Source organism: Pseudoalteromonas sp. 1_2015MBL_MicDiv (genome assembly GCF_002407505.1).
In the GTDB taxonomy this organism is placed as follows: Bacteria; Pseudomonadota; Gammaproteobacteria; order Enterobacterales; family Alteromonadaceae; genus Pseudoalteromonas; species Pseudoalteromonas fuliginea.
In genome coordinates this window covers 635,762-649,320 of sequence record NZ_CP012737.1, presented here as the reverse complement: position 1 = coordinate 649,320, position 13,559 = coordinate 635,762, and the positions used below count along the sequence as shown (strand labels likewise).

Here is a 13,559-nt window from a genome sequence, read left to right as displayed (position 1 = left end):
TTAAATTTGGTTTAATCATTGCATCGTCTAAATCACTATTTAAATTTTTAACTTATTAAGGATTGATTATGGCTACTGCAACAAATACGAAACCAAACACAACTTCAGATGTTAAGCCTGACGTTAAACTAAAAAATACTGACTCACCACTTACAGAGAAAGCCACATCAGCGGCGCACGATGCTGTAGATGCACTTTCTAGCAAAGCAGCAACAGCTGAAAGCAGTGTTCGTAAAGGCGCTTCTAGTTCAGCAGAAGCACTAAGCGAAAAACAACTTATTGCACGCGAAAAGCTGAGCGAATGCACTGCAAAAACACGTGCTTTCGCTTCTGAAAATCCATTAGCAACTGCGGGCATTGCTTTTGCTGCTGGTATGTTAATTACATCATTATTTCGTCGTAAGTAATCAGTGATGAATAACCCACAAACAACCGCAACCAAGGATGGTAACGCGCAAAACCAAGCTACTGAGCAGCCAAGCCAAAAGGACGATTGGCAAGATCATATTGCAAAGCTTTTAGAGTACTCTAAGCAGCTCAAGGATGATTACCAGACCCAAGGAGAGATCACCCATCAGCTTGCTAAAGCTGAATGGCGGTTGTCGCTTAGAGCGCTTGCATTGATCACTATATTTTTAGGCTGTTTTGCCAGTGGTTTGGTTTTGTTGTGGGCAGGATTTCTAGGTGCTGTTGGATACGGTGTATACGATCTCTTTGGGTCGGTATGGCTGAGTATTGTAACAGCTACTTCACTGCAAGTTGCTTGTTTGGTATGGCTTTGGAAAAACACAGTTTACCTAAGCAATAAAATTGGCTTTAGTAAAACACTTAAAAGTTTAAAGCAGCTATTAAATTTACATGGGAATTAGTATGTTAGTAGATAATTTAATTAAGGCCCCAAACAAAAACGTTCAAGCTCTTAGTAAGCAAATGGATATGCGCAGTGAATTAAAACGCCAACACCATGCGGCGTTTCAATATCGGTTAAAACGTTTTGCAGCAACTAAAGTAGGACTAACAAGTGCTTTTTTAGCCGGTGCTGCTGTACAAGCAGGGAAAAGCGAAACCAGCTTGGTTAGAAAATATGGCTGGCTTGTTAGGCTACTCGCTTAAAGATAAATACCTCTACCGTGATCAGATAAGTAATCAATACTTGGACCACTTGGCACAACTTGTGTCGGGTTGATCATTGTATGGCTAAAATAGTAATGACGTTTAATATGATAAAAATCAACTGTTTCGGCCACTCCTCTAACTTGATATAGATCTCTAAGATATCTGCTCAGTGCAGGGTAGCTTTCAATTGTGCGTAAATTACATTTAAAGTGACCAACGTACACACTATCAAACCGAATCAGCGTAGTGAATAATCGCCAATCAGCCTCGGTGAGTCTGTTTGTGGCTAAATAACGCTGCTTGCTCAGAATCCCCTCTACTGTATCGAGTGCTTTAAATAAATCGTTAAACGCCTCTTCATACGCTTCCTGAGTTGTTGCGAAACCCGTACGATAAACACCATTATTTATATTTGGATAAATCAACGCGTTTAATTCGTCAATTTTTGGTTGCAATTCTTCAGGATAAAAGTCATCGGTATTACCTGTTAATTCATTAAATGCACTATTAAACATACGTATAATATCGGCAGACTCATTGCTGACAATTTTATTTAGCTTTTTATCCCACAATACGGGAACGGTTACCCGCCCGGAGTACTTTGGGTTATTTTTTGTATACACTTGATGTAAGTAGTTACTATTAAATAAAGCATCACCAGTACTGTGGTTTTGCGTATCAAAAGCCCAACCACTATCAAGCATATCAGGGCTAACAACCGACACAGTAATTAAATTTTCCAACCCTTTTAACGCTCTAAATATAAGCGTTCGATGCGCCCAAGGGCACGCAAGTGATACATATAAATGATACCGATCAGATTGGGCTTTAAAACCTGCGTCGCCCGTTATTCCAGCGCTACCATCAGCAGTTATCCAATGACGTAACTGCGCAGCTTCACGCTCAAACTTTCCGTTACTTGAATCGGTGTCGTACCACTTATCTTGCCATTGACCATCAACTAATAATCCCATGAAACTCTCCTAAAAATAGGGTTAAATTTTGCCGAACTCGCCGTTTTGATAATCACGCACTGCTTGCTGTACTTCAGCTTGCGTCGTCATTACAAACGGCCCCATGTGAGCAATCGGTTGATTAAGTGGATCGCCTGCTAAAACCAAAACACCAGCGCCTTGCTCTGAGGTAATATTAATATTACTGTCTGGCTCTAAAATAAGTAACTTACCAGCTGGGATTGTTTGATCGTCGCTTGTTATTATTGAGCCGCTATGAATATAGATCATTACTTTTTGTTGGCTAAGAGGCTCCAAATGAACGCTTTTACCGGCGGGTAATGTAATGTCAGCAAGTAGAGCATTAGCAGCTAAACCCTGCAAACTACTTGTAAGCGTTTCACTTTCGAACTGCCACGATCCCGCAAGTGCTTTTAACGTCACACCGTGCGTATTTGTAAAACTCGGAGCTGAATTTTGCGTAGTATCTTGATAACGTGGGTCGCGCATCTTATCCAAACTTGGCATGTTGATCCAAATTTGAAAGCCATGCAATCCATCAACGGTATCAGCGAGTGGCATCTCACTGTGCATAACGCCGCGCCCTGTACTCATCCATTGCACATCACCTGCTTTAATTGCTTTTTTGTTACCCATTTGGTCACGATGTTCAAAGCCACCTTTTAAAATATAAGTAAACGTTTCAATCCCTCGATGGGGATGCTCTGGAAAGCCTCCCATATAATCTTTTTTGTCGTCTGACTTAAGTTCGTCAATCATTAAAAATGGATCTAAATATTTACCATCAAATCCTGGGATACGACTAATACTTACGCCATCGCCATCTTGAGTTGCATAAGCTGTAAGCACTTTTGATATTTTCATTTTTTAATTCACTTTAAAAAAGAAGTTGATGAAGGTATTAAATCATTCATTAAACAAAACAACTATGTCTTTAAATTGGTCATAACATTCTAAAAAATAGAAAGCTATGCTTTATTGTTCATATTTCAAACCTTGTATTACCGTGGTTATTTTTACTTATTTTTTAAATATCCGCTTTATCAATTACTTAAATTGCTGAGTAATTGATTGTTAATCCTGAAGTACTAATGCAAAGTTGTTTAATAATGATTAGTAAAATTAGAATGCAGCTTGCTTTCGACGGCTTTGGTACAGGCTCCTCATCACTTACTTACAATAAATGGATACGACTACTTAAAAATAGAAATGATTTTATGGCGTTTCGAAAAATAAAAAATCATTCTATCTAAATAATCCAACAAAAAGTTTAACTGTTACGCAATAAATAATGAGTCTATGCGGTCAAGTTATGCAATCAGATAAAAGTGGTAGTAGGATAAAATATGGCGAAAGCAACACTAGAGCAGTGGAGAATGTTTAAGGCTGTTGTTGACCATGGTGGATTTGCTGGTGCAAGTGCAGCTGTTCATAAAAGCCAGTCAACGGTTCATCACGCAGTGCAAAAACTAGAAGTCGCTTTGCAAATTAAATTACTTGAAGTAAAGGGTCGCAAAGCCTTTTTAACAGACAGCGGGAAACTTATTTTACGCCGCGCAGAGTTTTTAATTGAAGAAGCGAGTAAAATAGAATCTGTCGCCAATACGCTCAGCGAAGGTGTGGAGAGCACATTAAAAATTGCAGTTGATGAAGTATTCCCCCACCCCATTTTGTATCAAGCACTGGCCAGAACCAGTGAACTTTATCCGCTTTTAAAAATCGATTTAATAGAAAGCGTGTTAACGGGCGCTAACGAGTTATTAAATAATGCCGTTGTTGATTTAGCTATTTCTTCAATTCCTATTTACGGTATTAGTTGTAACCAGCTTTGTGATATAGAATTTGTCGCTGTAGCACACCCAAATCATCCGCTGCATCAGCGCACAGAGACTTTGTCATTTCGTGATTTAAAATTGTATAGGCAAATTGTAGTTCGTGATTCTGGCACGCAAACTAGCCATGATGAAGGTTGGCTAGGCGCAGATATGCGCTGGACGGTTAGTCATTTACGAAACTCTATTGATATGGTTAGCCAAAATTTAGGTTATGCATGGCTTCCTCGTACACAAGTATCTCACCTAATTGAAGAGGAAAAATTAAAGGTACTAAATCTAGAGCAAGGGACAACCCGTGCCCTTAAGTTATATTTAATGTGTAATGACACAGACAGACTAGGGCCTGCTGCACAAGAGTTTAAAGAGCAATTAATTAACCTGAGTTTAGATTAACAATCTTTAACTCATCGCCCTAAGTTATAGTAAATTAAATCACTTGTTTTTCACATCGAGGTGGTCGGCTACATATGCGCCTCGATTGCCTCTTTTTTTTGCGGGGCCAATTGTGCTGTCTATCGCCGTTTGTTGTTCCGTTGCGGCGTTAGTCGAAGCGCCTAAAATAACAATATAGGCACTTATATAAAGCCACATTAACATAATAACTACCCCACCTAACGAGCCATAGGTTTCGTTATAGCTCGAAAAACGCGACACATAAAATGAAAAACCAATAGATGCCAAAATCCAAAGCACGGTAGCAATGGAGGATCCTATTGTGATCCAACGCCATTTAGCTGGCTTTCGGTGCGGGGCGTAGCGATATAAGAGAACTAATGTAAAATTAAATATTAAAGCCAATAATGGCCAAGAAATAAGCTTGATCAGTAAATCTATGCCTTCTTTAAGTCCAACTAAGTTAAGTACAATTGGCAAGATACCAATAATTATAAGTGAAAAAATAGCAACGATAATCGCACCCATAGAAAATAAAAAGCGCACTAGTAACGCTTTAAAAAATGAGCGTTTTTCGTATTCTCGATAACTAATATTACACGCAGTAATAAGCGCCTGACTCCCTTTAGAACTACTCCAAATAGTAAGTACTAAAGTTCCCAATGCACTGATACTTAAACTAGCGTTTGAACTTTGAGCAAGACTTGAAACTTGAGACAAAATGAGTTCTCGTGAGCTGTCAGGTAATAACGTAACAAACAAACTCAAATGTTCACTAATATCAGTAGGAGAGGAAAAATAAGCATAAATAGAAACAACGGCGGCAATAGCCGGAAAAATAGCAAGCAGTGCATAAAACGCAACTCCTGCAGCAACAAGCGATAAATTGTCCTCGTTCATTTGCTTAAAAATACGCTTAACAATATCCCACCAACCTACTACAGGAATATGCACAGGTTGCGCTGCTTGCTGCCCTCGTTTAGTCTCTTTCATTCTAAATCCCAAAATTTGTGTTACGTTATCTCAGCAAAATGTTTGCCAAGTTATATTGAACATTTGGTACTAAACTTGCTGCTAACAATTATAAAAACTAAACACGGATGACAGCCATGCCCAGTAGCCATGCAAACAACATAGTACAAAATAATGCCCCTCTCATAACACATAGTTTTGAAGGTGATATGCTTTCATGGCATTTTTTCCACGAACAAAGTCTGCAATTACTGCACGCAACAGCGCAAATATTACCCACTCTATTACTTGGCACAGTCCTTTTAGTACTAAGCTATTTAATCGCAGGGCCGCTTTCGCGACTACTTATAAAACCCATCGATTATATGACCGACAGTAAACTCGTTCACTTGGTCGCAAGGCGCAGTATTAGCACCTTAATTATTTTATTAGGCGTGTACTTATTTTTACGTTTAGCTGGGCTTACTGAGTTTGCAGTCGCTATTATGAGTGGAACAGGATTAATAGGCTTAATATTAGGTTTCGCTTTTAGAGACATAGCAGAAAATTTCATCGCCAGTTTATTACTAAGCATACAAAGACCTTTTAAAATTGATGATGTAATAGAGGTAGATAATCGCTTAGGGATCGTTAAAAAAGTAACCGCACGGGCAACAACACTAGTGGATTACGATGGTAATCATATTCAAATACCAAATGCGACGGTGTACAAAAACACCATTAAAAATCTCACCGCCAATCCCAAAATGCGCGGTAAAGTAGAAATAGGTATTGGCTATGATAACGATATACGCAATGCACAAACTCTCGCACTCGACATTGCCAATCAGCAAAGTGCCGTACTAAGCGACCCACCAGCGCAAGTATTAATAAAAAACCTTGGCTCATCCACTATTAACTTTACCTTGTTCTTTTGGGTTAATAGCGAGCAGCACAGCCCATTAAAAGTAGGCTCACAACTTATGCGAGAACTTGTAAACGAATTTACAAAGCACAATATCAGCATGCCTGACGACGCAAGAGAGCGTATTTTACTTACCCCTGCTAACGAAACTATTTTTGGTTCAGAGCAAAAACAATCACCAAAAGTAAAAAACATAGTTAACGAAACAGACGATAAAACTAAAACACTCGATGATGTGAGCAGTGATACTGACGAAATACGTGAACAAGCAGATAAATCAAGAGATCCTGAACAAGGAAAAAATATTATTTAACCTGAGCTCTGATTAAGAGATTTTCAGTGAAAACAAGGCTAATTTACGCGTTAATAGCTGGCCTACTGCAAATAAATTTATTGCAGTTCGCGCTGACAATAACTGCTTGAGATAGATTTATTATCCAGAGTTCAGGTTCTTTATTATAAAAACTGCGCATTTGCAGCTTAGCTTGCTAAAATAGGAAAAAATATGTTTTAAGTAAAACAATATGGCATTAACTACTACCTATACACTTGATAGACCTTACTTTTATGAATGCTTCGATGAGTCGCTTCCTTATAGTAAACGCGCGCAACCTAAATATTTTCTACTCGTGCTATTAACAGCACTGGGTTTGTTTGGTATTTATGGTTTAAATGATCATTACTTAGGCTCTTTTTTAATCATGCTGGCAATTCTTGAATGCGTTGCCTTTTACTATCGCCGTCCTTGGTGGGTAACCAGACAAATGCTCAGCAGAGCATCTGGCTCAGAAGTCACCCTTACTTTTGATGAAGAAGGCATTAAATCGGTTAATCATTACAAAAACTATCAATTAGTATGGCAAGATATAAACGAAGTTATAGATACAGAGCGCGGATTATTATTAAAAAATAAACGTGGTATGCAATATATTTCAAAACAAATTTTAAGCCCCGAAATTATTAATTATATAAACAAAAAAGCCACTCGATGAGTGGCTTTTTTGTTTAGCTAAGTAAATTACTCAGCTATTTTATACCAATCTGCTTATATATGAGGTCTATTTAACGTTGAGAAAATTACGCTAGAACTAGGCAAAAATTTTTGTATCTAGTTGTTCTAAATAAAAAATTTTTAACGACGTTATAGTGCAATTTAATTCGTTAAATTGATCAAGGATTTATGCAGTTTGGTATTACATGTTGATTAAGCATTGCCCGGCTCAGGGTTAGACTTTTCAGCTTGTATACGCATGTAAATTTCTTCACGATGCACTGATACGTCTTTTGGTGCGTTAACACCGATTCGAACTTGATTTCCTTTAACACCTAGAACGGTAACTGTTACTTCGTCACCAATCATTAGGGTTTCACCTACTCTACGAGTTAGTATTAGCATTCTATTGCTCCCATGTTCCAATAAAAATTATAAGATTCCGCTTAAACATACTAATAAAAATTAGACTGAAAAGTAAGTAAAAACTCCCAATCTATTCATTTTCTGTTAAAAATACTTTGTGTAATGCACGAACAGCCAACTCTAAGTACTTTTCATCTATTAAAACTGAAATTTTAATCTCGGATGTTGAAACTAAAACTACATTAATGTTTTCTTGCGCTAATGCTTCAAAAAATAGACTCGCGACACCAGAATGCGATTTCATACCCATGCCAACAGCAGACACTTTTGCCACTGTGGTTAATCCACATATATTTTGAACACTTAATTGAACTTGCTGCTCAGTGAGCAATTCAATTGCTTGCAGGTAATCATTCGTGTGCACAGTAAAAGCATAGTCTATTTTTTCAAAGTTATGATTAACTTGATTAATCATATCTATTTCGATGCCATTTTCGGCAAAAAGTTTCAATATTTTTGAAAGATATTGCGTACCCGTTGGCACACCTTGTACCTTAATTAAACATTCGTCACGATTAAACGCAATCCCCGATACAACCTTGCTTGGCATATCGTTCTCCTCAAAACTTATTAATGTACCTTCATCGGGATTAAAGCTCGAAAGCACCCTAAGTGGCACATTATGTTTGCCTGCGGCTTCTACTGAGCGAATATGCAAAACTTTCGCCCCTAAACTTGCCAGTTCTAGCATTTCGGCAAAGGTAACTTGGCTCATTCTGCGCGCGTTAGGTTCAACACGAGGATCTGTAGTATATACGCCGTCAACGTCTGTATAGATCTGGCATTCGTCAGCTTTTATAGCCGCAGCTATTTCCACAGCCGATGTATCGGTGCCACCGCGCCCAAGCGTTGTAATGTTGCCCTCAACATCACGCCCCTGAAACCCAGCAATAATAGCAATACGATTATGCTCAAGCTCATGCTTCAAACGCGTAGCAGCAACCTCTGCAATACGAGCTTTACCAAACATGTTATCGGTTAAAATATTGACTTGATCGGCTAATAAGCTCACAGCAGAGTGGCCACGTTTTATAATAGCCATAGCAAGTAGTGATACAGAAACCTGCTCTCCGGTGCTAATAAGTACATCTAGTTCACGGCTACCCGGGCGAGTATCAATTTGTTTGGCGAGATTAATTAAGCGGTTGGTTTCTCCCGACATAGCAGAGAGCACCACAACCACTTGATGTCCTTGTTGTCTGGTTTTAACAACAAGGTCGGCGACTGCTTCAATTCGCTCTATTGAGCCGACCGAAGTGCCACCGAATTTTTGAACAATAAGCGCCACTTAGGCTTAAGTACGCTCAGTTAACCAAGCTGTAACGCTATCTAGTGCAGCAGCAAGGTTTTGTGGCTCACTACCACCGGCTTGTGCCATATCTGGACGACCGCCACCTTTACCACCTACTTGGCCTGCCATGTGATTAACTAATTCACCGGCTTTTACTTTGCCTGTTAAATCTTTAGTTACACCGGCAATTAGGCTTACTTTGTCGCCACTGGCAACACCGAGGGCAATAACACCTGAGCCAATTTTGTTTTTAAGGTCATCAACCATACCACGCAGTGCTTTAGATTCAGTACCTTCAACGTTTGCTACAAGTAGCTTAACACCGTTAATTTCAACAATCGAATCAAGTAAAGACGCACCCGCTGCACTTGCTAACTTATCGTTAAGTTGCGCAATTTGCTTTTCAAGACCTTTAGACTTTTCAAGTAACGCGGTTACTTTTTCAAGTACCGATGCGCTATCGCCTTTAACTAAAGCTGCAACATCGCTAAGTTGTTGCTCTTGCTCGCTAACGTACGCTACAGCCTCTGCACCAGTTACCGCTTCAATTCGGCGAACACCTGCGGCAATACCGCTTTCAGATACAATTTTGAATAAACCAATATCGCCAGCGCGCTCAACGTGAGTACCACCACAAAGCTCAATAGAGTAGTCGCCAATAGTAACTACACGTACTTCGTCATCGTACTTTTCGCCAAATAATGCCATAGCGCCTTTCGCTTTAGCATCATCAATAGCCATAAGCTCAGTATTAAGTGCAAAGTTACGACGAATTTCGTCATTAACTACACGCTCAATTTCACGTAGCTCATCTTTAGTAACTGCTTCAAAATGCGAAAAGTCAAAACGTAAACGATCTGGCTGAACAAGTGAGCCTTTTTGGCCTACATGGTCACCTAATAGTTGGCGTAGTGCTTCGTGTAAAATATGCGTAGCTGTGTGGTTTTTCTTAATGCTGTCGCGGCGCGTATCATCAATAGTTGCATCCACTTTATCGTTAACACCAATGCGGCCTTGCACAGTACCGTGGTGAGCAAAAGCATTACCAAGCTTAGTGGTATTAGTAACATTAAATTCGCCACCAGCAACTGTAATAGTACCCGTGTCACCCGTTTGACCGCCTGATTCAGCGTAAAACGGTGTGCGGTCTAGTACTACAATACCTTGTTGACCATCTTCTAATAACTGAACAGCTTCGCCACCGGCAAAAATTTCAATAACGGTCGCGCTGTAATGTGTGCTGTCGTAACCTTTAAAGTCAGTGTGTTTATCTGATTTTAATTGGTCATTGTAATCAGCGCCAAACTTACCCGCTTGTTGCGCTGTTTTACGTTGTACAGCCATGCATTCTTCAAAGCCTTGATGATCAATTGTCATCTGGCGCTCACGCGCAACATCGGCCGTTAAATCAGCTGGAAAACCGTACGTATCGTAAAGTTTAAATACTAAGTCGCCCGGTATTATATCGCCTTTAAGGTCGCTTAAGCTTTCTTCTAAAATAGCTAAGCCACGCTCAAGTGTTTTACCAAACTGTTCTTCTTCAATGCGTAATACTTTTTCAATAATTTCTTGTTGCTTAGCAAGCTCTGGGTACGCTTGACCCATTTGCTCAATTAGCGCAGCAACTAATTTATAGAAAAACGAACCTTGTGCACCTAACTTGTTACCGTGGCGCACAGCACGACGAATAATACGACGCAGTACATAACCACGGCCTTCGTTAGATGGCATAACACCGTCTGAGATTAAAAACGCACACGAACGAATATGATCCGCCACTACGCGTAATGATTTATCGTCCATATCTTGTGCATTAGTAACACTTGCAGCTGCAGCAATTAAGCCTTGGAATAAATCGATTTCGTAGTTTGAATGCACACCCTGCAAAATAGCAGAAATACGCTCAAGGCCCATTCCCGTATCAACAGATTGCTTAGGTAGAGGCAACATTGTACCGTCGCTTTGACGGTTGTATTGCATAAATACAAGGTTCCAAATTTCGATGAAACGGTCGCCGTCTTCCTCAGGAGAGCCCGGAGGACCGCCCCAAATATGCTCGCCGTGATCATAAAATATTTCAGAACACGGACCACACGGACCCGTATCGCCCATAGACCAAAAGTTGTCTGAGGTCGCAATACGAATAATACGATCCTCTGGTAAGCCAATTTCGTTAGCCCAGTAACCAAACGCTTCTTCATCATCGTGATAAATAGTTACTAAAAGTTTTTCTTTAGGTAGGCTTACTACCTCAGTTAAAAACTCCCATGCAAACTTAATCGCGTCTTGCTTAAAGTAATCACCAAAGCTGAAGTTACCTAACATTTCAAAAAATGTATGGTGGCGAGCAGTGTAGCCTACATTTTCTAAATCGTTATGCTTACCGCCAGCACGTACACAGCGCTGCGAGCTTGTCGCACGTGTATAAGGGCGGCTTTCTGCGCCTAAAAATACATCTTTAAATTGCACCATGCCGGCATTGTTAAATAACAACGTGGCATCGTTACCCGGTATAAGCGAGCTAGAAGGTACTATTTGATGTTGCTTGCTGGCAAAAAAGTCTAAAAACTGTTGCCTAATTTGTGCGGTAGTCATGTGCTGCATTTGAAAGTCTCACCTGTATTTACTGTGCTTGCATTGCAAAATTAATTTCATCGTAGCTAAAACCCCGATACATTAAGTAGCGCACGCGCTTAGCTTTATCTTTGTAATCGAGGTTTGGCGGTGTATTCGAATATTTTTTATTGTACGCATCCTGCGCAAGCTCAAACCAATCTATTTCAAGCTCTTCAACTACCATTTCAAGTAGCGAACGATCAATCCCTTTGCCCATAGCTTCGCTTTTTATTCGCTTAAGCCCGTGGCATTTAAATATGTGTTTTCTTACAAAGCCTTCACAGTATCGCTGCTCGTTAATAAAATTGTGCTTTTCGCACCAATCAAGCAGCGTTTCAATAAACTCTTCTGTCGCTTCTTTTTGCTGTAATTTGAGCGTTAACTCACGACGCGAATATTCTTGGCGCCCTAGTAACCAAAGTACATAGTTTTTTAGTTTTTGCTTTAATTTATCATCCATTAAGCGTCAAAACGCCCGCTTGTTTCACTACTAAGTGGCTTAACATTAATGTCGTCACTCGGTGGTACAACAGGCATAAAAATGGCTTGATAAGATACAAAAAAGCTAATGTAGCAAATCGGCATTAAAATCAACAGTGGTAAGAACGATAAGAACATCGAAAGCGCCATAAATAATGCGCAAATAAGACCAAAAGCGCCAAGTGGCAAAATATTATGATAAAACACCATTAACGACTTTTTCAGCGCCGTTAAAATGCGTGTTTCTTTACTAAAATAAACAAGCGGTACAGCGTAAGCAAACGCCGTTAAATAAATTAGCATTGCCATAAAAAATAAAATTACATTCGCGCCCGAAATACTCTCAAGCATTTGTTCAAGTGCTACGTTTGGATCAAGTCCTGGTTGGCTCATAACAGCCACTGCATCGGCAAATAAGCCATTAGCAAGTAACGCCATTAAAATACCCGCACCCATTTGATAAAGTGCTAAACGTAATAACCCTAAACGATTTCCCTTAGCCGTAAATGGCTTGAGAATATCGGCTAGCATAATTTTTCCGCCCTGCTGCTTACTAAGCACCGCTTGGTAAAACCCTGCGGTTAAAAATGGCGTAGCTAGTGCTGCAACTACTTGCAGTAAAGGTAAAAATAAAGACAGCAGCCCTACAATGCCAATAAATAAATGCATAAAAATAAAGGTTGCTGGCTGGGTTTTAAAAATAAGCCATCCGGCTTTTAACCACTTTAGCCCTGCATCGGCTTTAAAAATTCGTAATTGTGTAGACATACTTGCTCTTAATTTAAAACGAAACACGCCAAGTATAACTTGGCGTGAGGGGGGATTAATAGACGAAACGTAATTAAATGATTAAGGTTTTTTAATTTTCTTAATATCTAACATATGCGCGCCATGCTTAATTTTTGTTTCTAGGTACGATTTATTACCCGCAACACCCGCTTTAATGTGTGCATGCGTGCCCACAACCGAGTCAACATTAATACCGGCATCTTTTAATGCGTTAAGCTTTTTAGGATTATTGGTCATTAATTTAACGTGGCTTAAATTAAGCGCATTAAGCATTAATACCGCATCCGAAAAGTCACGTAAATCATCAGCAAAGCCTAAGTGATTATTAGCTTCGTAGGTGTTCATCCCTTGCGATTGCAGTACATAAGCGTCAATTTTGTTGTATAAACCAATGCCACGGCCTTCTTGGCGTAAATACAATAAAATACCGCCTTGCTCGTGCATCATTTCAATACATTCATTTAGCTGCTCGCCACAATCACAACGCGATGAGTAAAACACATCACCCGTTAAACACTCAGAATGCATACGAATAAGCGGTACATCTTGCTCTTTATCAGCGTTGTTAAACACCATAGCAATATGTTCTTTACCATCTTTTAAATCAGTAAATGAGATTATTTCTGCAGGGATATCACTATTTCTGCCAACATTAAGCTGGACTCTTGCTCTTACTTGCGCCACGACAAATCCAAATATTTAAATAACTACGACACGACAATAAAGTGATAATATCACAAAACAGGATAAATACACCGATAAATACACCGTA

The 13,559-nt window shown here is 39.5% G+C and carries 15 protein-coding genes; 6 read left to right on the top strand and 9 right to left on the bottom strand.

Going from position 1 to position 13,559, the window contains the following annotated elements:
• Positions 1–68: 68 nt before the first annotated feature.
• The 3 genes from AOR04_RS02870 to AOR04_RS02860 are packed head-to-tail and all read left to right on the top strand — an operon-like array spanning position 69 to position 1,113.
• Entirely contained in the window at positions 69–407 is a 339-nt protein-coding gene (locus AOR04_RS02870) for a hypothetical protein (RefSeq protein WP_007376986.1), read from the top strand.
• Positions 408–413: 6 nt separating this feature from the next.
• A complete protein-coding gene (locus tag AOR04_RS02865) occupies positions 414–869 on the top strand; it encodes a hypothetical protein (protein ID WP_096792489.1) in 456 nt (151 codons plus the stop codon).
• 1 nt (position 870) lies between these two features.
• Complete coding sequence (locus AOR04_RS02860; protein ID WP_007376988.1) at positions 871–1,113, top strand: hypothetical protein; 243 nt, start codon at positions 871–873, stop codon at positions 1,111–1,113.
• On the opposite strand, the gene AOR04_RS02855 is transcribed toward AOR04_RS02860, so the two are convergent.
• Together AOR04_RS02855 and AOR04_RS02850 are read right to left on the bottom strand one after the other, a co-directional pair.
• Entirely contained in the window at positions 1,110–2,090 is a 981-nt protein-coding gene (locus AOR04_RS02855; protein ID WP_096792488.1) for a glutathione S-transferase family protein, read from the bottom strand. The two genes, AOR04_RS02860 and AOR04_RS02855, sit on opposite strands and share 4 nt — an antisense overlap.
• Positions 2,091–2,111: 21 nt before the next feature.
• Positions 2,112–2,954 (bottom strand): pirin family protein, encoded by an 843-nt coding sequence (locus AOR04_RS02850; RefSeq protein WP_008135012.1) that lies wholly within the window; start codon positions 2,952–2,954, stop codon positions 2,112–2,114.
• Between the two features lie 482 nt (positions 2,955–3,436).
• Between AOR04_RS02850 and AOR04_RS02845 the strand changes: the two genes are divergently transcribed.
• Positions 3,437–4,318: a LysR family transcriptional regulator gene (locus AOR04_RS02845; protein WP_008135010.1), complete on the top strand. Its 882-nt coding sequence runs from the start codon at positions 3,437–3,439 to the stop codon at positions 4,316–4,318.
• Between the two features lie 39 nt (positions 4,319–4,357).
• On the opposite strand, the gene AOR04_RS02840 is transcribed toward AOR04_RS02845, so the two are convergent.
• On the bottom strand, positions 4,358–5,311 hold the full coding sequence (locus AOR04_RS02840) for a YihY/virulence factor BrkB family protein (protein WP_008135009.1): 954 nt from the start codon (positions 5,309–5,311) through the stop codon (positions 4,358–4,360).
• A gap of 116 nt (positions 5,312–5,427) precedes the next feature.
• Here AOR04_RS02840 and AOR04_RS02835 point away from each other — a divergent pair, with 116 nt between their 5' ends.
• A complete protein-coding gene (locus AOR04_RS02835; RefSeq protein ID WP_007376994.1) occupies positions 5,428–6,507 on the top strand; it encodes a mechanosensitive ion channel family protein in 1,080 nt (359 codons plus the stop codon).
• 211 nt (positions 6,508–6,718) lie between these two features.
• Positions 6,719–7,186, top strand: coding sequence for a YcxB family protein (locus tag AOR04_RS02830; RefSeq protein ID WP_096792487.1), 468 nt, complete (start codon positions 6,719–6,721; stop codon positions 7,184–7,186).
• Between the two features lie 212 nt (positions 7,187–7,398).
• On the opposite strand, the gene csrA is transcribed toward AOR04_RS02830, so the two are convergent.
• The 6 genes from csrA to AOR04_RS02800 form a co-directional block, all read right to left on the bottom strand.
• Positions 7,399–7,590: a carbon storage regulator CsrA gene (csrA, locus tag AOR04_RS02825; protein WP_011327236.1), complete on the bottom strand. Its 192-nt coding sequence runs from the start codon at positions 7,588–7,590 to the stop codon at positions 7,399–7,401.
• A gap of 91 nt (positions 7,591–7,681) precedes the next feature.
• Complete coding sequence (locus tag AOR04_RS02820; RefSeq protein WP_096792486.1) at positions 7,682–8,899, bottom strand: aspartate kinase; 1,218 nt, start codon at positions 8,897–8,899, stop codon at positions 7,682–7,684.
• A gap of 6 nt (positions 8,900–8,905) precedes the next feature.
• A complete protein-coding gene (gene alaS, locus AOR04_RS02815) occupies positions 8,906–11,506 on the bottom strand; it encodes an alanine--tRNA ligase (RefSeq protein ID WP_096792485.1) in 2,601 nt (866 codons plus the stop codon).
• A gap of 19 nt (positions 11,507–11,525) precedes the next feature.
• Positions 11,526–11,978 carry a regulatory protein RecX gene (locus tag AOR04_RS02810; RefSeq protein ID WP_096792484.1) on the bottom strand — a complete coding sequence of 151 codons (453 nt, stop codon included), beginning with the start codon at positions 11,976–11,978 and terminating at the stop codon, positions 11,526–11,528.
• Complete coding sequence (locus tag AOR04_RS02805; protein ID WP_096792483.1) at positions 11,978–12,766, bottom strand: BPSS1780 family membrane protein; 789 nt, start codon at positions 12,764–12,766, stop codon at positions 11,978–11,980. Before AOR04_RS02805 ends, AOR04_RS02810 begins: the two co-directional genes overlap by 1 nt.
• An 81-nt stretch (positions 12,767–12,847) precedes the next feature.
• On the bottom strand, positions 12,848–13,471 hold the full coding sequence (locus AOR04_RS02800; RefSeq protein ID WP_096792482.1) for a GTP cyclohydrolase II: 624 nt from the start codon (positions 13,469–13,471) through the stop codon (positions 12,848–12,850).
• Positions 13,472–13,559: the final 88 nt, after the last annotated feature.